Here is a 16,415-nt window from a genome sequence, read left to right as displayed (position 1 = left end):
GGGGCGCGAAACTGGTAAGGGGAAAACAATGGACGATCTCGAGTTGCTTCTCGATACGGGATTCACTGTGACATCGGCCGCACAGATGGATTGCCTGACACAACAGTTGAAGGTCGCCGTCGAATCCTGCTCGCGCAACGGTATTCCCTTTCCCCGGATATGGGACGAGGTCGAGGACGCACTCGATCTGGTGCCGGCGGACATCCCCGTCGAGTGGCGCACCGAATTGCGCTTATACCTCAGTGATCACGTGCTTTCCGCGTTCATGAACGTGCCACCTGACGCGAAGCCGTCACAGCTCGCCCAGTAGGTCTTCGCCGTGGATGGGCACATGGCGAACGCGGACGCCGGTGGCATGGTAGATCGCGTTGCCAACGGCGGCTGCCGAGCCGACGATGCCGATCTCGCCGATTCCCTTGCTGCCCATCGGGTTCAGCCGCGGGTCGTGTTCGTCGATCCAGCTGACGTCGATCTCGCCGATATCGGCGTTGACCGCGAGGTGGTACCCGGCGAGGTCGTGGTTGACCACCATCCCGAGGCGTGGATCGAATTCGCTCTGTTCGAACAGCGCCATCGACAGCCCCATGGTGACGGCGCCGATGAATTGGGAACGGGCCGTGCGTGGATTGATGATCCGGCCCGCGCCGAAAACACTGACCACGCGGGGAACCCGGATCTCGGCGGTGTCGACGTTCACCCGGACCTCGACGAAATGCGCACCGAAGGCATGGGTCGAGAAGTTCTCGCGGCCGGGGAATTCGGGCGCTTGCACCGTGATCTCGGCGCCGTCGGCGGGATCCGGCCCGAATCGGTCACGGAACGCGCCTGCGGCCGCCACCACGGCCGAGCCCCAGGACGCCATCCCGGCCGAACCGCCCGCGACCGTCCCCTTGGGTAGGTCGGAATCGCCGATCCGCAGGTCGATGCGATCGTGGTCGACCTCGAGTGCGTCGGCGGCGATCTGACCGAGGGTGGTCCAGGTACCGGTGCCGATATCCACGGCGTCGATGGCGACCTCGTAGCGGTCGCCGGTGCGGCGCACGCGGGCACTGTTGCCCGCCGAGGTGTCGGCCGGGTAGGTGGCCGCCGCGACCCCCGATCCGATCAGCCATCGGCCTTCGCGCCGCGATCTCGGTGCCGGGTCGCGCTCGGCCCACCCGAAGCGCTGCGCCCCGGAACGCAGGCACTCGACCAGCCCGCGCGTGGAGAACGGGTGTCCCGATTCCGGGTCGACTTCGGGTTCGTTGTGAACACGCAGAGCGATCGGATCCATGCCGAGGGTCACGGCGAGTTCGTCCATCGCCGTCTCCGCCGCGAACATCCCCGGGCAGTGTCCTGGCGCCCGCATCCACGACGAAACCCCGACATCCAACGCGACGAACCGGTGGGAGGTCGATCGGTGGGCGGCCGAGTACATCATGCGGGTGACGATCGCGGTCGGTTCGGCGAATTCCTTCACCGTGGAGGCCTGCGCGATCGCGTCGTGGGCGATCGCGGTCAGGGTGCCGTCGGGGTGCGCGCCGAGCCGCACCCGCTGGCTGGTCGGTGTGCGGTAACCCGCGAGGGCGAACAATTGCTGCCTGGTCAGCGGCAGCTTCACCGGTCGCCCGCCGGACAGTGTCGCCGCCATCGCCGCGAGCACGATATTGGCATGCGGTTCACCCTTGGACCCGAAGCCACCGCCGACGAACGGGGCGATCACCCGCACCTGCTCGGGGTCGAGACCGAACAGCGGCGCGATCTTCGCCCGCACCACGTGGGGGCCCTGGGTGGAGTCGAACAGCACCAGGGAGTCGTCGGTCCAGTGCGCGATGGTGGCGTGCGGTTCCATCGGATTGTTGTGGACCATCGCGGTCGTGTAGGTGTGGTCGATCGTGACCGGGGCGATGGCCATGGCCGCCTCCACATCACCGATCGAGGTACCGGCCGGGAACCCGCCGCTCACCTCGTCCGGGGTGTAGAGGTCGGGATGGTCTGCGCTGAACTCGGCGTCGGCGGGCCGTTCGTCATAGGTCACCCGCACCCGGTCGACGGCTTCGCAGGCCACCTCGAGGCTCGTCGCGACGACGGCGCCGATCACCTGCCCGCGGAAGGCGATCTCGTCGTTCTGCAGGATGAACAGTTCGTTGTCGTCGTCGACGGCGAGGCGGGGCGCGTTGTGGTGGGTGAGCACCGCGACGACGCCGTCGATCCGCTCGGCCACCGCGGTGTCGATCTCGCGGATCCGGCCTCGGCTGATCGTCGACTGAATCGCGAAGGCGTACAGGGGATCCCGCTGCGGATGCTCCATCGCGTAGGGCGCGGCACCGCGGAGCTTGGCCGGTCCGTCGACGCGGGTGGGTGAGCTGCCGATCGCCGGTGCCTTCATCGGGCCTCGCTCAGCTCGCGCAGGGTCGCGACCAGGACATTGCGTGCCAGCGGGATCTTGAAACCGTTCTGGCGCTGTGGGCGTGCCGCGGCGAGTTCGGCATCCGCCGCGGCGGCGAAGTTCGCCTCGGTAGCGGCTCGCCCGCGCAGGGCGATCTCGGCGGACTGCGCTCGCCACGGTTTCGGCGCGACACCGCCGAAGGCGATCCGCGCATCCCGCACGACGCCGTCGGCGATGTCGACGGCGGCCGCCACCGAGACCAGCGCGAACGCGAAGGACGCGCGATCGCGGACCTTGCGATAGGTAGAGGTGGTGGCCCAGTCGAGGGCGGGCAGGTCGACGGCGACGATCAGGTCGCCGTGATCGAGGACGGTGTCGCGTTCGGGGTCGTCGCCGGGTAGCCGATACAGGTCGAGCAGCGGGATCTCGCGCTCACCGACCGCGCCGAGAACCCGCACTACCGCGCCCAAGGCCACCATGGCCACCGCCATGTCGGAAGGGTGGGTGGCGATGCACTGATCGGACGCGCCGAGGATGGCCTGGTCGCGGTCGAACCCGCCGATCGCTGAGCAGCCGCTCCCCGCCGCGCGCTTGTTGCACGGCACGGTCGAATCCTGGAAGTAGGGACATCTGGTGCGCTGCAACAGGTTTCCGCCGGTGGTGGCGAGGTTGCGGAGTTGGGCGGACGCGCCGGCCAACAGCGCGGCCGACAGCATCGGATAGCGCGCCCGGATCGCCGGATGCGCGGCGAGATCGGCATTGCGCACGGCCGCGCCGATGCGCACGCCACCGCCGGGAAGCTGGGTCACCTGGTCCAACGGCAGGTCGCTGACATCCACCAGCTTGCCGGGCGCGATGATCCCGAGTTTGAGGTGATCGACGAGATTGGTTCCGGCACCGAGGAATACAGCGCCGGGCTCGGCGAGCACGGCGGCAACCGCCGCCCCCGCGTCGGTGGCGCGTTCGTAGGCGAACTCTCTCATCGAGCGACCTCCTGAATCGCCGCGACGATATTGGGATATGCCCCGCAGCGACACAGATTGCCGCTCATGCGTTCGCGGATCTCCTCGACGCTCAGTTCGACTTCGGCCATCAGGTCCGCGGTGACATGGCTCGGCGCACCGGCCTTCACCTCGTCGAGCATGCCGACCGCCGAACAGATCTGACCGGGCGTGCAGTACCCGCACTGGAAGCCGTCGTGTTCGAGGAAGGCCTGCTGGACCGGATGCAGATCGTCGCCGTCGGCGAGGCCGTCGGCGGTGACGATCGTCGCCCCGTCGTGGGCGACGGCCAACGCGAGGCACAGTGTCGCCCGCCGTCCGTCCAGCAGGACCGTGCACGACCCGCACTGCCCGCGATCGCACCCCTTCTTGGGGCTGGTGATGCCCAACCGCTCCCGCAGGACGTCCAACAGGGTCGTCCGGGTGTCGACGTCGACCACCCGGGCCTGCCCGTCAACAGTCACACTGATCTGCGCACGCATCGAACGGCCTCTCGTCGCGGGATCCGGACTCCACACCGACTAGCGCAGCCGACCCGGCCGGGCCCGCTACCAGCACCTACGCAACCGCTGTGCGCACGCGCACGTCCGCCACGCTACCAATCCCACCGCCCGCCTGTCGTGCTCGATGGCGGTTCGAACTCTCGGTGATTCGAACAGACAGGCCGACACCGCACCGATCCGCGACCGATGAGTTTTCGGGGCCACCGACGTCCTATCGGTAGGACTGATGTGGGTAGCGAAGGAGAGCGGGAATATGAGTACGGCTACGTCGAAAGACGGTACGGAGCTCGCCTATGACGTTTCCGGAAGTGGGCAGGCGCTGGTCTATATCACCGGTGCGACGTGTTTCCGGCGATTCCGGCCGATCGTCGCCGACGTCAAGGTGTTCGCCACGGAATTCACCGTCTACAACTATGACCGGCGCGGGCGTGGGGACAGTGGGAACACGCTGCCCTATGCGATCGAGCGGGAGGTCGACGACATCGAGGCGATCGTCGACGCCGCGGGTGGGCGGGCGATTCTCTACGGACACTCGTCGGGTGCCGCGCTGGCGCTCGAAGCGGCGGCCCGGATGCCGGAGAAGATCGACAGGGTCGTCATCTACGACGCGTCGTATGTGCACGACGAAGCCGAGCAGGTCTCCTACGCGCGGTTGGCGGAGGAAGTACGCGGCCTCCTCGCGAAGGACGAGAACGCCCGGGCATTGAAGACCTTTCTGCGGGGAATCGGCATGCCACGAGCTTTCATCGCGCTGCTTCCGCTTTTTCCCGGCTGGAAAACCATGAAAGCCCTTGCGCCGACACTGATGTACGACATCGCAATCACCGGAACCCTCCCGCCGGTGGAACGGTTCGCGGGCATCGAGGTACCGGTGCGGGTGGTGGTCGGCGACAAGAGTCCGTCCGAGCTACATCAGGTGGCGCGGGCGCTGGCCGCCGCCGTGCCGCATTCGACCCTTCGGATGCTCGCCGGGCAGGACCACATGGTCAGCGCCAAGGTGTTGCTGCCGATACTGACCGATGCCGCGAACGGTTGAGCGTGGGACCGGCGGCCATCGCTTCGGTGCGGCTGGCGTAGACGGGCAGCCATTCGGTGAGGCCGGCGGCGGTGATGATGCGGTTGGTGACCGACTGTTCGGGATTCACGACCCGCATACGAACGGTGCCCTGCTGGGCGCGGGTGGCCATGTCGAGGATCGCCCGGCAGGACATGAAGGTGACGGCTCTGATGTCGATCACCAGATTGCCCGACTCCCCCTCCGCCGCGATGGCATCGTCGAGAACGGTGCGCCACCGCGGCAGGTTGGCGGCGTCGATTTCGCCGCGCACATGCAGGACAGTCGCCGTGTGATGGAGGGTGACCTCGGCGTGGAGCGCCGGGGCGGGCTGGTCGACCCTAGCCGTTTCGTCACCGTGGCTGGAATGGGTGTTCACGAGTACTCGATCCCTCGAGACCGGCAGGAATACGCACTGCCCAGGCCGATCCAGGTGGCTCGAGATCGGCTGGTGATCCCATTTCAGCACGCCGAATCGGCGCTGTCACCGATTGTGATGGATCTGATGCGCACAGGTGCCGTGGTCAGCGGCATCCGTCGAGAGTGGCGTCGGCGAGTTCGTTGATCACATCGGCTATCTCGCGTCGCCGGTGCATCGCCGCCACCTGCCTGCGCGCGCCGTTTCCGCGCTCGCCGACGGCTTTGACGGCATCGTTGACGAACGAGTGGTCACCGCAGCGGTGCAGTGCCGGTGCGATGTCGTCGACGAGCTCGGCGAGCAGGTCCTGATGGGGGACGACGCGACCCGCGACGAGGTCGAGGCCATCGCCGTCCAGACCGGCGCGCGCGGCGTTCCAATAGGCGGCGCGCAGGACTTCGCCGGACACCGCGGGGGCGGGGATGTCCTGTGCGATCGCGTCGAGTGCGGTGCTGACGATTCCCCGGATGAGCGCGGCCAGCAGGGCGGATTCGGTCGCGGTCGCCGGAACATCGCTGACCCGGATCTCCACGGTCGGAAAAGTTTCCGACGGGCGAATATCCCAATACACCATCTTTTTGTCGAGAATGCTGCCGCTGGACCGCATCATCGCCACGATCGATTCGTAGTCGCGCAGCGAGGCGAAATACGGCGGTGGGCCCGCACTGGGCCACCGACGCCACAGAATGCTGCGCCAACTCGCGTAACCGGTTTCGCTGCCGCGATAGATCGCCGAATTCGCGGTCAAGGCCAGCAAGAGCGGCAGCCGCGGACGCACATGATTGCTGACGAGGATCGCGGTTTCGCGGTCGGGCACCGCCACGTGCACGTGGCACCCGCACAGCCCCTGCTCGTGGGCGATCATGCCGAAGGTATGCGCGATGCGCTGATAGCGCGGGGTATCGGTGACCGGATATCCCTGCGGCACGGTCGGCGGAACCGCCACCGCGAGCAAGCGGGTGTGGTGCTCGGCCGCGCATTCGGCCACCCGGCGCCGCGAGGTCCGCAATTCCGCCAGCAAGGCGCCGATCTCGGAATGTACCGCGCTGCTCGTCTCGACCTGGCAACTCGTCAATTCCAGCTGCAGATCGAGCCCCGCCTCTTTCGCCGTGTCGGCGACCAGCGTGTTCTTCGGCGCGGGCGCGCCGGACTCGGGATCGGTCAGCAGAAATTCCTCTTCGACGCCGACCGTCGGAACATCCGCGGACACTTCTCCCACCTCCAGCACCTCCTGAAACGGAGCGCGCGGGTCATCGGCCCGTGACGGACCGATGACCCGGGCGAAGTGTGGCAGGTCAGTCGCGGAACGCGTCCTTGACCTTCTCGCCTGCGTCCTTCAGGTTCGACTTGGCCTGCTCGCCGCGACCCTCGTTCTCGAGGTCACGGTCGTCGGTGGCGCGACCGGTGGCTTCCTTGGCCTTGCCCGCCAGTTCTTCGGCCTTGTTCTTCGCCTTGTCAGCGATGCTCATGGTCTTCCTTTCAGACGTTCGTCGGCCGGATCAGCGGCCGTGGGCCGTCCTGGGGACCCATCAACGGCCTACCCGGGCTCGCGAGGGACAAACAGGATTCGCACGGGGGTGAATAATCAGTTCATGACCGAACGGGACGACGTATCCATGACAGAGCGCGCTCTGGTCGAGCGCGTGATCGGAGTGGGTGACCCGTTGACGGTCGGCCGTTTCCGGTTCCAGTCCGCCACCCGGCGATGGGAATGGTCCGACGAGGTCGCGCGGATGCACGGATACCCGCCCGGCACGGTACCGACCACCGAAATGTTGTTGTCGCACAAGCATCCTGAGGATCGCGACCGGGTCGCGGCGATGATCACCTCGGTCGAGGACAGCGGCGCGTTCTCCAGCCATCACCGCATCATCGACACCCGTGGACGAGTGCGCGACGTGCTGGTGGTGTCGGAACCGCTCACCGACGCGGACGGGACGGTGATCGGCACCGAGGGCTACTACATCGATCTGTCCGACACCGCCGCCGAGTACCGGCGCGAGGCGCTCGACAGCACCCTGCCCGGACTGCTGGAGGCGCGGGTAACGATCGAGCAGGCCAAGGGCGCGTTGATGCTCGCCTATGGTGTCAGCGCCGATCAGGCGTTCCGGGTGCTGCGGTGGCGGTCACAGGAGACCAACGTCAAATTGCGCGCGATCGCGGAGCGGGTCGTAGCCGCGTTGCCGACCGTCGCCGGTGACGAAGTGCGCTTGCGCACCCGACTCGACCACGTGTTGCTGACCGCGCACGAGGGCGTGCGGGCCGACCCCGTCGGCTAGCCGTTCAGCGGGTGGCGACGACCCGGATGGTGTCGAGCCGCGGATCGTCGGCGTCGGGGATGTTCATGCCCGCGGCGATGCCCGTGCGCAGATAGTCCACGACCGCCGCGTCGATCCGTTCGCCCGGCACGATCACCGGGATACCCGGCGGATACGGGGTGAGTTGTTCGGCCGCGATCCGGCCGACCGATTGCGCGGCGGGCACGGCTTCGGTACGGGCGAAGAACGCGTCGCGGGGCAGCAGCACCGTATCCAGTTGCAGGTCTTCGGGTTTCGGTAGGTCGATGTCGTGCGGCGCCGGGTCGCCCAGCCCGGCGCTCCACAGGGCCAGCCCGTCGACGAGGGCGTCCACGCTCGTGGAGTCGTCCGCGGGCGACAGGGTCGCCAGCACGCGGCGATGGTCACTGAGCCCCAGGTCGAGGCGACGGTGGGTGCGCAACCAATCCGCTGCCTGGTACCCGCTCGCACCGGTGGCCGAGACATCGACGAGGACTTGCAGCAAGTCCAGGTCGTGGGAGGCTTCGATGCCGAGCAGGTCGTCGTGCATCACCTCGAGTCCGCTGATCTGGTCGATATCGGCGCGGGCTCGCCGGGCCAGGGACAAGGCGCCGCCGAGCAAGTCGTGGCCGAATTCGACCATTTGACGTCGCCAGCCGTCCAATGCCGCGTAGATCAAGACATTGGGGCTGGTGGTCATCAGCAGATCGGCGCAGCGGCTCAGTCGCTTCGGGTCGACCAGATCGCCCTGCACGTGGAACACCGAGCCCTGCTCGAAACCCATGCCCATCTTGTGCACGCTCACCACGCACACGTCGGCGCCGACATCCATTGCCCAGGTGGGCAGGTCGGGATGGAAGGGCAGATGTGCGCCCCACGCCTCGTCGACGATCAGCGGCTTGCCCCGCGCATGGCATACCTCGGCGATTCCCCTGATGTCGGCGCAGGTGCCATAGGGACTGGGGCTGACGATCAAAGCGCCTGCGGCATGCGGGTTTTCGCGCCACGCCTGCTCGACCTGGGCGGGCGAGGGCGGGTGGGAGAAGTGCCGCTCGGCGTCCCAGCGCGGCGTGATCCAGTGCGGGCGGACACCGGAGAAGATCAACCCGGCCACGATCGATTTGTGTGAATCCCTCGCCACCAGCAGACCGCCGTCGTCACCGCCCGCGACCGCCATCATCGCCGCCTTGACCGACAGCGAACTGCCGCAGGTCGAGAAGAACGCCGACTCGGCACCGACCGCGTCGGCCATGAGCTCTTCGGCCTCGCCCAGCTGGCCGCCGCGCGCTAGCCGGTCGTCGAGGCCGGGCGAGGCGAGGATGTCGGCGGCGAACGCGTCGGTGCCGAGCGCGGTGAGGACCCGGGTGTCGGTACCGCGGCCCTGGCGATGTCCCGGTGGAGTGAAGCCGTAGCGGCCGAGTGCGTGGTATTCGGCGACCGCGGCGACGAGCGGGGCGGTGCTGTGGTCCATGGGTCGGCCTCCTCGATCGCCGCGTCGCGGTGGCAGCTAGGGCGCGAGTCCGGGAGCCGTCAGCACTCGGTGACCGCGAAGGATGGGCGGCGGCGGCACCGGATCCGGACCGGGAGGGGCGGGCGGCTCGCCGGGACCCGGCGGCGACGGCGGTGTGGGCACCGGATCGGGGCCGGGCGGGATCGGCGGCGGTGGCACCGGATCCGGACCGGGCGGCGAGGGTGGTGTGGGCACCGGATCGCCGGGACCCGGCGGAAACGGGTCCGGTGCGGGGCCCGGCGGCGCGGGCTCCGGCGGTACGGGCACCGGGCTCGGCTCGGTGAGTTCGATCGCGAACATCATCGCCTCCTCGTCGGCGGGGTTGCCGGCGCTGCGCGTCCGCAGCAACCGCGATGCGGGCCGGGCGCCCATCGCGACGACGTCGTTGGCGTCGCGATGGTGCGCTCGACCAGCTACTCCGGTGTCGACACCGTCTAGCGAAAAGCGTGGCCCGGCCGGGTTTTCGGCGCCGTTTCTGCTCCTCGGCCGATCGCCACACTGGTGGAATGCCCGGGCCGGTCGACTCGAAACCGGGTCAGTGCTCGGCTTCGATGCGGGCCCACGCACGATGCTCGCCCAAGCCGGTGAGCAGTCCGCTTGTCGCCGCCACGGCGTCGGCGACGGTGACGCCCGGGGCATCGGAGTCGATGCTGTTGCGCTGCAACGCCGCTGCGGCGGTGCCGATGGCGGCGATCGCCTTGCCGTGTCGCCACATCTCCTCGACGAGCAGGTCGACCCGCGGATCGGTCGGGCCAGCCAGCAGCAGCGCACCGTCGAACTCCACCGACCGCATCGTGGCGAAAGTCCGTGCCACCGGCACACCGCCGACGGAACCGCCGCGCGCCGCGACCATCATCGGCCTGACCTTCGCCGCTTCCAGGGCCGACGAAACCTCCCGCACCGCGTCGGCCGAGGTGGTGTCGTCCACCAGCACGGCCACCGTGCGCCCGTCCACCGGGAAACTGCCGTGTCGCTGTGACAACGCGGGACTCGGCGCGAGATCAACGGGTTCGCCGGTCGGAGCGGGCTTGTCGAGTCCGAGTTGGCCCGCGACGTAGTCGGCCAGCCCGTCGTCGACATTGACCAGCATCTGCAGACCGCGTTGCTGGACGGTCTCGGACTGGCACTTGCCCAGTTCGAACGCGAACGCGTCGGCCAGGTGCTGCTGCTCGCCGCTGGTCAGGCTGCGATAGAACATGCGCGGCTGCGAGTAGTGGTCGGCGAACGACACCGAGCCCGCACTGTCGGCGGACGTCCGCAGTTTCGCGGCCGGCGGCGGAATGGGTGTCGGCGATTCGACATAGGCGTCCGCGGCGAAACTCGCCGCGTAGGGACAACCACCGCCCAGCGAATTCGGTTTGTAGGCAGCGACGCCGGGGTGCACCGCGCCCTGGTGCATGCCGTCCCGGAAGAGGTCGTTGACATCGGCGTGCGGTGTATTGATCGGCAACTGCGTGAAGTTCGGGCCGCCGAGGCGGCTGATCTGGGTGTCGAGGTAAGAGAACAGCCTGCCCTGCAGCAGCGGATCGTCGGTGACCTCGATACCGGGGACCAGGTGCGTCGGACAGAACGCGACCTGCTCGGTTTCGGCGAAGAAGTTCTCCGGATTCGCGGTGAGCCGCAGCGTGCCGATCGTCTGCACCGGCGCGAGTTCCTCGGGAACGATCTTGGTCGGGTCGAGCAGGTCGATGCCCTCGAAGAGGTGTTCGGGTGTATCGGGGAATACCTGCACACCGAAATCCCATTCCGGTTGCATGCCCGCCGCGATCGTGTCGGCCAGATCCCGGCGATGGAAATCGGGATCGAACCCGGCCGTCAGCTGCGTTTCCTCCCACAGCATCGAATGCACGCCCAGCCGCGGCTTCCAGTGGAATTTCACCAGGCTCGTCGTGCCGTCTTCGGCGACCAGCCGGAAGGTGTGGATACCGAATCCCTCCATCATTCGCAAGGAACGCGGTAGCGCTCGATCCGACATATTCCAGAAGGTGTGCGCCGTCGCCTCGGTATGCAGCGTGACGAAATCCCAGAAGGTATCGTGCGCGGACTGTGCCTGCGGGATCTCGCGGTCCGGCTCCGGTTTACCGGCGTGGATCACATCGGGGAATTTGATCGCTTCCTGGATGAAGAACACCGGGATGTTGTTGCCGACCAGGTCATAGACGCCTTCGTCGGTGTAGAACTTCACCGCGAAACCACGGGTGTCGCGGACCGTGTCGGCCGATCCCCGTGACCCGAGCACGGTGGAGAACCGGACGAAAACCGGCGTACGGGCATCGGCGGCCAGGAACTTCGCCCTGGTCAGCGACGCAGCGGCGCCATTGGCGACGAATACGCCGTGCGCGGCGGTGCCGCGCGCGTGCACGACCCGCTCGGGGATGCGCTCGTGATCGAAGTGGGTGATCTTCTCGCGCAGGTGGAAGTCCTGCAGCAGCGTCGGGCCACGCGGACCCGCCTTGAGCGCGTGATCGGTGTCGGCAACGCCCGCGCCCTGCGGAGTGGTGAGCCGAGGGCCCTGCTGCGCGCGCTGGGTCGCGTCGCCGGGAATCGGTGCGCCGGTGGGACTGCGCAGCGCGGGCCCTTCCTGGTCGGGTGCGGGGCCTGCCTGTTCGCACGGCGTCGCCGGGTCTTCGTCGGGCGGAGTCGGCGGACGGGTGAACTCGGACGGAATATCGTGGGCGGTCATGGTATTTCGTCGTCCCTTCGTCGCACTCGGTTCGCAAGCAGCGTCCTCGGGGGACTACCGCGTTCTTCGGGCGGTAAACAATGGTTCAGGGTCGATTCGTGGGGTACGCGGCATCCATGGAGATACTTGCGATCGTGGCATTGGTCGCCCTCGTCGCCGTGGTTCTCGTGATGCGCAAGAACCGGGGCAGGCGGCCGGGGGAACCGGAATCGACGGGTAACGATCCGAAATGAGTCTGAGGCGTGACCGGATGGTTACGGGGTAACCTCCGGTCAACGGTGGTGGACGAGGGGAGGTGGCGTGCGAGCTCGAGATCGCGATATCGCTCCCCGCTCACGGACCGTCGGCTTCCAGGTGCCCGCCGAGCTCGACCAGCTCAGCATGGTGCACGCGCTCGCGGAAACCGTGCTGCTCGTCGGTGGGTTCGCGCTCGACGAGGTCACCGACCTGCTCCTGGCGCTCGACGAAGTCGCCACCGCGTTGATGCTGGTCGCGACGCCGGATACCCAGCTCGATTGCTCGTTCACCGGTGGCGACGGCGCGCTCGGCGCCCGGGTGAGCGCGCTCGCCCGTGAGCCCGCCGCCGTCGATGAGCAGTCCTTCGGCTGGCACGTCGTCGCGACCCTGACCGACGCGCTTCGCACCGACTACGCCGGCTTCGACCCGGTCAGGGACGGCTATCCGACCACCGTCGAGTTCGGCTGGATTCGGCGATTGCACGGACCGTCCGAGTCGTGACCATAGAGCGCTAGCCTCATAGGTAGGGCATAGCCCCGGGTCCCGGTGGGTACCCCATGAACACATCTGCAACCGCCTGGAAGTGAGGCAAGTAGCGATGACATGGGAATCAACGACAGCAGCCGAACATCCGACCGCCCGGCGATCCCACTCGCGCGGCGACAGCTACGACAACATCGAACCGTGGTTCGAGAAGCTGCGCGCACTGCAACCGGGCGACGAGCACCACGACGCGCTGCGCGGGCAGGTCATCGAACTGTGCCTGCCGCTCGCCGATCACATCGCGCGCAAGTTCAACGGCCGGGGCGAGCAATTCGACGACCTCGAGCAGACCGCCAGGGTCGGGCTGGTGCTGGCCGTCGATCGCTACGACGTCACCCGCGGCTCCTCCTTCCTGTCCTTCGCGATCCCGACCATCATGGGCGAGGTGCGCAGGCACTTCCGTGATCGCACGTGGGCGGTGCGGGTACCGCGACGGCTCAAGGAGATCCAGCTCAGGATCGGCCCCGCCACCGAGGAGCTGTCGCAGCGGCTCGGCAGGCTGCCCAACGCACGCGAACTCGCCGACGAGCTCGAGGTGGACCTGGTCGAGGTCACTCGCACGCTGGTGGCGGGCAACGGCTACCAGACCAACTCCATCGACGGTGTCACCCATGACGGCCGCGACAACTCCACCCAGGCGATCACCGACACGCTCGGCTCGGACGAACCGTGCTACCAGCTCACCGAGGACGCGATGGCGGTGCGCCCGCTGATCGCCGCGCTGCCCGCCGAGGAACGGCGGGTTTTGATCATGCGCTTCTACGAGTCCAAGACCCAGGGCGAGATCGCCGGCGAGCTCGGCGTCTCGCAGATGCAGGTCTCGCGGATCCTGTCGCGGACCCTGGCGTTGCTGCGTGAGCAGGCACTCGCCGAGCCGACGCCGACGCAGTGACAGCAGCGCCGCCACGTGCCAGAATTGTCCTAGGTTGAGACCTCCAGCCGACCCCGGTTCTCGTGCACCGCACATTGCCTGTCGGCCACTGGCCTTCGGTAGTGCGAACCGGAAAAGCCCTGTCGCACAGGAGGTCTGAATGTCTGTCGTCATGGATCGTCGGCACTCGAGCCGGCTGCGCTGGTATCGCGGGTCCTCCGCACACGCCGCAGCCGAGTTGGCGCTGCGCGACCCCGGACGACCCGGCTGCTGGGTACTGCACGCCGGAATCGAACTCGACGCGGCACGGATGCCCCGATTCCGCGCGCTGCTCGACCGCTCGGTGCATTCCGGGGCGCGGGTGGTCATCCTCGATCTGCGCGATACCGAGTTCCTGAGCATCCGGGTCGCGGCGATGCTCGGCACCGCCAAGGCTGACGCGTGGGCACGCAGGGTCGATATCCGCCTGCTCACCGGCCCCCGCGAAGTGGAGCGGGCCTTGGATCTGGTCGGCGTGCGGCCGCTGTTCCGGTACTACCTGTCCATCGACGAGGCCTCCGGATCGCAACCCTGCCACTGACCTGTTTCGCTCCCCCCGATCGTGGGTAAGCGCTCGATGAAGCCCACTCCAGCGCACGCCAGGGAGGAGGACATCGTGGATTCGAGCGACCGGATCATCACCGACTCCGAACACGCGACAGCGATCCACATCCAGATCGACGCCGACCTGGGACAGATCGTCATGCTCCGCGCTGTCGCCGAAACCGTCGCCCTGATCGCGGGTTTCACGGTCGACGAAGTGGCCGACACCCGAGTCGCGCTCGACGAAGCGGCAACCTGCCTGGTCCTCGGCGCGGTGCCCGATTCCCAGCTCCATTGCGACGTGAACGCCGACGGATTCCGGATCCGGATCAGCGTGCGCGGCGTCTGCGGCGACACCGAACCGATCGATACGACGGGGTTCGGCTGGAATGTGATGGGTTCGATCACCGATCACCTTGTCACCGACCACGATCCCTACGACCGCGGACAGGGCGGCTACCCGGTTGCCATCACCTTCACGCAGGTGCGGCGAGTGCACTGATCGGCTCGCGCAGTGAACCGCGGTTCTCGTTCCAGCACCGCAGGACGTGCTCGGCGAAACGATCTTCCAGCAGGTTCGTCGCCTGGATGCCGAACACGATCGACCGGGCTCGGTCAGATTCGCCAGCCAGCAGACCTGCGATGACATCGCGGCGCATCACCTGTTCGTGGACGGCGTCGGCTTCGACGTGCTCGGTGTAGAAGTGCGCGCACGCGGGGTGCGGGAGCAGTGTGCGCGCGAGTTCGGCCAGGCGGCGCGACGCCGGGGACGAGGTGATCTCGGCGGTGGCGAAATGCCCGACCAGCGCGCCGCGCAGGCCGCGGTGCAGGCCGAACAGCGACATCATGTCCACCAGCGCGAGCATCGGTACGGGCACTACGTCGAGGTAGTGCAGATATCGCGGATCGAGGTCGGCGCCGGAAAGCAGATCGGCGAACAGCTGTGCGTGCACGCGTTCGCCGCGGCCACCGCCGAACTCGTCGAATTCCACGGCGACCAGCGACGCCTTCGCCTGTCCGCGCAGGCGCGGGATCACCCAGGCATAGGGGTCGGCCTCGATGTGGTGGTAGATCGAACGGTGGACGAAGTACTCGCGCAGCTGGTCGGGGGTCCCCCGCTCGGCCAGGAAGCCGGCGACGCCGTCGGCGTCGCTGGTGGGTTCGAGCAAGCGGTCGAGTTCTTCGTCGACGTCGTCGCCGCCCGCGACGTCGGCGTGCAGGGCCGCGCGGAACTGGTTTTCCAGATCGCGGCGTAGGCGCAGCAAGTCCGGATCCCATTCCCAGTTCTCGTCGATACCCGCGAAACCCTGGTAGTGGAGTTCGTAGCAGGTGTGCAGAGCGAGCTGGAGATCCTCGCCATAAGGGTCGAGTTCGGGAGCAGCGGGCACCACCGAACCTGGTGAGCGCGTGAGCGATTCGATGACCGCGGCGGACAGTTCGCCACGCGGTTGCGGCAATGGTCGAAGCGGCATCAGTCGGCACTCCGCACACGATGTCGGCGCCGGTGGCTGGTGTCGCACAGTGGATAGGTGCTCGAACGGCGGCACAGACACAGCGCCACCACGAAGCGGTCGCAGTGCAGAACCGCACCGTCGGCGGTGACCAATTCGACAGGACCGTCGATGAGCGCGGGTCCATCCTCGGTCAGGACGACGCGACGCGGCTCAGGCCGCGTCGGCCCGGGTCGGGCCGGCTCAGGCAGGGTCGGCGACGACGGGAGACGATGTTCGGTCGACACGGATCACCACCAGTTCCTCATCGCACTGACCGGCCCTGATGAAGCCGTTCGCGGCGAGCCATCCGGCACGGGCCCGCATCACCGGCCCGAACGGCACCGTTCCGGTTGCCACCACCTGCGCATTCGCTCCGAGCCCGCGCAACTGGCTCAAGCTGCGCTGTGGATCGCTGACCGCCGAATGCACGATCAACCCGACGCCACGTTCGGTGAGGAGGTCCGGCAGCATCGCGCACAGCCGATCGAGCACGCTGCGACCATCCGGGCCCGCGTCCCACGCCAGCGCGGCACCGCGCCCGGCCACTTGCTCGGCGGGAACGTACGGCGGATTCGCGACCACCACATCGAAACGCGGCAACCGTAGCGCCGACGCGAAATCGCCGTGCAGCAATTCCACCGCGATCCCCCGCAGCCGACAGTTCATCCAGGTCGACATCAACGCCGACCAGGACAGATCGACCGCGGTCAGGCTGCCCGCGCCCGCCGTGGCCGCGGCCACGGTGAGCGCGCCGGAACCCGCGCAGACGTCGAGTACCCGGCCGCCACGCAGCGCCGGCACCTCGTGCAGCGCACGGGCCAGCAGCCAGGTATCGGACTGCGGCCGGTAGACGCGCGGTGCCCGGATGACCACCAC

Annotated in this window: 19 protein-coding genes; 7 read left to right on the top strand and 12 right to left on the bottom strand. The window is 67.9% G+C overall.

The features are described 5' to 3' along the window. Positions 1 to 28: 28 nt before the first annotated feature. The gene (locus tag ACQHI0_RS06595) at positions 29 to 310 is read left to right on the top strand and encodes a hypothetical protein (protein ID WP_427907029.1); all 282 of its coding nucleotides are present in this window, start codon (positions 29 to 31) and stop codon (positions 308 to 310) included. On the opposite strand, the gene ACQHI0_RS06590 is transcribed toward ACQHI0_RS06595, so the two are convergent. Genes ACQHI0_RS06590 through ACQHI0_RS06580 form a run of 3 tightly spaced genes read right to left on the bottom strand, consistent with a single transcriptional unit; the run spans position 293 to position 3,851 of the window. Continuing rightward, positions 293 to 2,368: a xanthine dehydrogenase family protein molybdopterin-binding subunit gene (locus ACQHI0_RS06590; RefSeq protein WP_427907028.1), complete on the bottom strand. Its 2,076-nt coding sequence runs from the start codon at positions 2,366 to 2,368 to the stop codon at positions 293 to 295. The two genes, ACQHI0_RS06595 and ACQHI0_RS06590, sit on opposite strands and share 18 nt — an antisense overlap. Next, positions 2,365 to 3,351, bottom strand: a complete 987-nt coding sequence (locus tag ACQHI0_RS06585) for an FAD binding domain-containing protein (RefSeq protein ID WP_427907027.1) — start codon at positions 3,349 to 3,351, stop codon at positions 2,365 to 2,367. The genes ACQHI0_RS06590 and ACQHI0_RS06585 overlap by 4 nt, the downstream gene beginning before the upstream one ends. After that, entirely contained in the window at positions 3,348 to 3,851 is a 504-nt protein-coding gene (locus ACQHI0_RS06580; RefSeq protein ID WP_427907026.1) for a 2Fe-2S iron-sulfur cluster-binding protein, read from the bottom strand. Before ACQHI0_RS06580 ends, ACQHI0_RS06585 begins: the two co-directional genes overlap by 4 nt. A 274-nt stretch (positions 3,852 to 4,125) precedes the next feature. Between ACQHI0_RS06580 and ACQHI0_RS06575 the strand changes: the two genes are divergently transcribed. After that, on the top strand, positions 4,126 to 4,908 hold the full coding sequence (locus ACQHI0_RS06575; RefSeq protein WP_427907025.1) for an alpha/beta fold hydrolase: 783 nt from the start codon (positions 4,126 to 4,128) through the stop codon (positions 4,906 to 4,908). Here the strand turns inward: ACQHI0_RS06575 and ACQHI0_RS06570 are convergent. The 3 genes from ACQHI0_RS06570 to ACQHI0_RS06560 form a co-directional block, all read right to left on the bottom strand. After that, complete coding sequence (locus ACQHI0_RS06570) at positions 4,859 to 5,305, bottom strand: anti-sigma factor antagonist (protein ID WP_427907024.1); 447 nt, start codon at positions 5,303 to 5,305, stop codon at positions 4,859 to 4,861. The genes ACQHI0_RS06575 and ACQHI0_RS06570 overlap by 50 nt on opposite strands. A gap of 145 nt (positions 5,306 to 5,450) precedes the next feature. Then, a complete protein-coding gene (locus ACQHI0_RS06565; RefSeq protein WP_427907023.1) occupies positions 5,451 to 6,554 on the bottom strand; it encodes a glutamate--cysteine ligase in 1,104 nt (367 codons plus the stop codon). Between the two features lie 85 nt (positions 6,555 to 6,639). Beyond that, positions 6,640 to 6,813 (bottom strand): CsbD family protein, encoded by a 174-nt coding sequence (locus tag ACQHI0_RS06560; protein WP_379328614.1) that lies wholly within the window; start codon positions 6,811 to 6,813, stop codon positions 6,640 to 6,642. 123 nt (positions 6,814 to 6,936) lie between these two features. Here ACQHI0_RS06560 and ACQHI0_RS06555 point away from each other — a divergent pair, with 123 nt between their 5' ends. After that, complete coding sequence (locus tag ACQHI0_RS06555) at positions 6,937 to 7,623, top strand: PAS and ANTAR domain-containing protein (protein ID WP_427907022.1); 687 nt, start codon at positions 6,937 to 6,939, stop codon at positions 7,621 to 7,623. A 4-nt stretch (positions 7,624 to 7,627) separates the two neighbouring features. On the opposite strand, the gene ACQHI0_RS06550 is transcribed toward ACQHI0_RS06555, so the two are convergent. The 3 genes from ACQHI0_RS06550 to ACQHI0_RS06540 all read right to left on the bottom strand — a co-directional run bounded on the left by ACQHI0_RS06550 (position 7,628) and on the right by ACQHI0_RS06540 (position 11,813). Then, complete coding sequence (locus ACQHI0_RS06550) at positions 7,628 to 9,091, bottom strand: aminotransferase class I/II-fold pyridoxal phosphate-dependent enzyme (RefSeq protein WP_427907021.1); 1,464 nt, start codon at positions 9,089 to 9,091, stop codon at positions 7,628 to 7,630. 36 nt (positions 9,092 to 9,127) lie between these two features. Continuing rightward, positions 9,128 to 9,502: a hypothetical protein gene (locus tag ACQHI0_RS06545; RefSeq protein ID WP_427907020.1), complete on the bottom strand. Its 375-nt coding sequence runs from the start codon at positions 9,500 to 9,502 to the stop codon at positions 9,128 to 9,130. 163 nt (positions 9,503 to 9,665) lie between these two features. After that, complete coding sequence (locus tag ACQHI0_RS06540) at positions 9,666 to 11,813, bottom strand: catalase (RefSeq protein WP_427907019.1); 2,148 nt, start codon at positions 11,811 to 11,813, stop codon at positions 9,666 to 9,668. Between the two features lie 300 nt (positions 11,814 to 12,113). Here ACQHI0_RS06540 and ACQHI0_RS06535 point away from each other — a divergent pair, with 300 nt between their 5' ends. The 4 genes from ACQHI0_RS06535 to ACQHI0_RS06520 all read left to right on the top strand — a co-directional run bounded on the left by ACQHI0_RS06535 (position 12,114) and on the right by ACQHI0_RS06520 (position 14,548). Next, the gene (locus ACQHI0_RS06535) at positions 12,114 to 12,551 is read left to right on the top strand and encodes an anti-sigma factor (protein WP_427907018.1); all 438 of its coding nucleotides are present in this window, start codon (positions 12,114 to 12,116) and stop codon (positions 12,549 to 12,551) included. A gap of 97 nt (positions 12,552 to 12,648) precedes the next feature. Next, on the top strand, positions 12,649 to 13,485 hold the full coding sequence (locus tag ACQHI0_RS06530; RefSeq protein WP_427907017.1) for an RNA polymerase sigma factor SigF: 837 nt from the start codon (positions 12,649 to 12,651) through the stop codon (positions 13,483 to 13,485). Between the two features lie 139 nt (positions 13,486 to 13,624). Continuing rightward, positions 13,625 to 14,044 carry an STAS domain-containing protein gene (locus tag ACQHI0_RS06525; protein WP_427907016.1) on the top strand — a complete coding sequence of 140 codons (420 nt, stop codon included), beginning with the start codon at positions 13,625 to 13,627 and terminating at the stop codon, positions 14,042 to 14,044. Between the two features lie 75 nt (positions 14,045 to 14,119). Then, positions 14,120 to 14,548 (top strand): anti-sigma factor, encoded by a 429-nt coding sequence (locus ACQHI0_RS06520; RefSeq protein WP_427907015.1) that lies wholly within the window; start codon positions 14,120 to 14,122, stop codon positions 14,546 to 14,548. Here the strand turns inward: ACQHI0_RS06520 and ACQHI0_RS06515 are convergent. From ACQHI0_RS06515 to ACQHI0_RS06505, 3 genes are read right to left on the bottom strand one after another with little or no spacing between them, the layout of a single operon-like run. After that, on the bottom strand, positions 14,523 to 15,518 hold the full coding sequence (locus tag ACQHI0_RS06515; protein ID WP_427907014.1) for an iron-containing redox enzyme family protein: 996 nt from the start codon (positions 15,516 to 15,518) through the stop codon (positions 14,523 to 14,525). The two genes, ACQHI0_RS06520 and ACQHI0_RS06515, sit on opposite strands and share 26 nt — an antisense overlap. Continuing rightward, positions 15,518 to 15,784, bottom strand: a complete 267-nt coding sequence (locus tag ACQHI0_RS06510) for a CDGSH iron-sulfur domain-containing protein (RefSeq protein WP_427907013.1) — start codon at positions 15,782 to 15,784, stop codon at positions 15,518 to 15,520. The genes ACQHI0_RS06515 and ACQHI0_RS06510 overlap by 1 nt, the downstream gene beginning before the upstream one ends. Next, positions 15,741 to 16,415 carry a HemK2/MTQ2 family protein methyltransferase gene (locus ACQHI0_RS06505; RefSeq protein ID WP_427907012.1) on the bottom strand — a complete coding sequence of 225 codons (675 nt, stop codon included), beginning with the start codon at positions 16,413 to 16,415 and terminating at the stop codon, positions 15,741 to 15,743. Before ACQHI0_RS06505 ends, ACQHI0_RS06510 begins: the two co-directional genes overlap by 44 nt.

Origin of the sequence: Nocardia sp. FBN12, from assembly GCF_050320175.1 — a bacterium.
Taxonomy (GTDB): Bacteria; Actinomycetota; Actinomycetes; order Mycobacteriales; family Mycobacteriaceae; genus Nocardia.
Note: the sequence above shows the minus strand (reverse complement) of the source record. Positions and strands in the feature narration are given on the sequence as shown.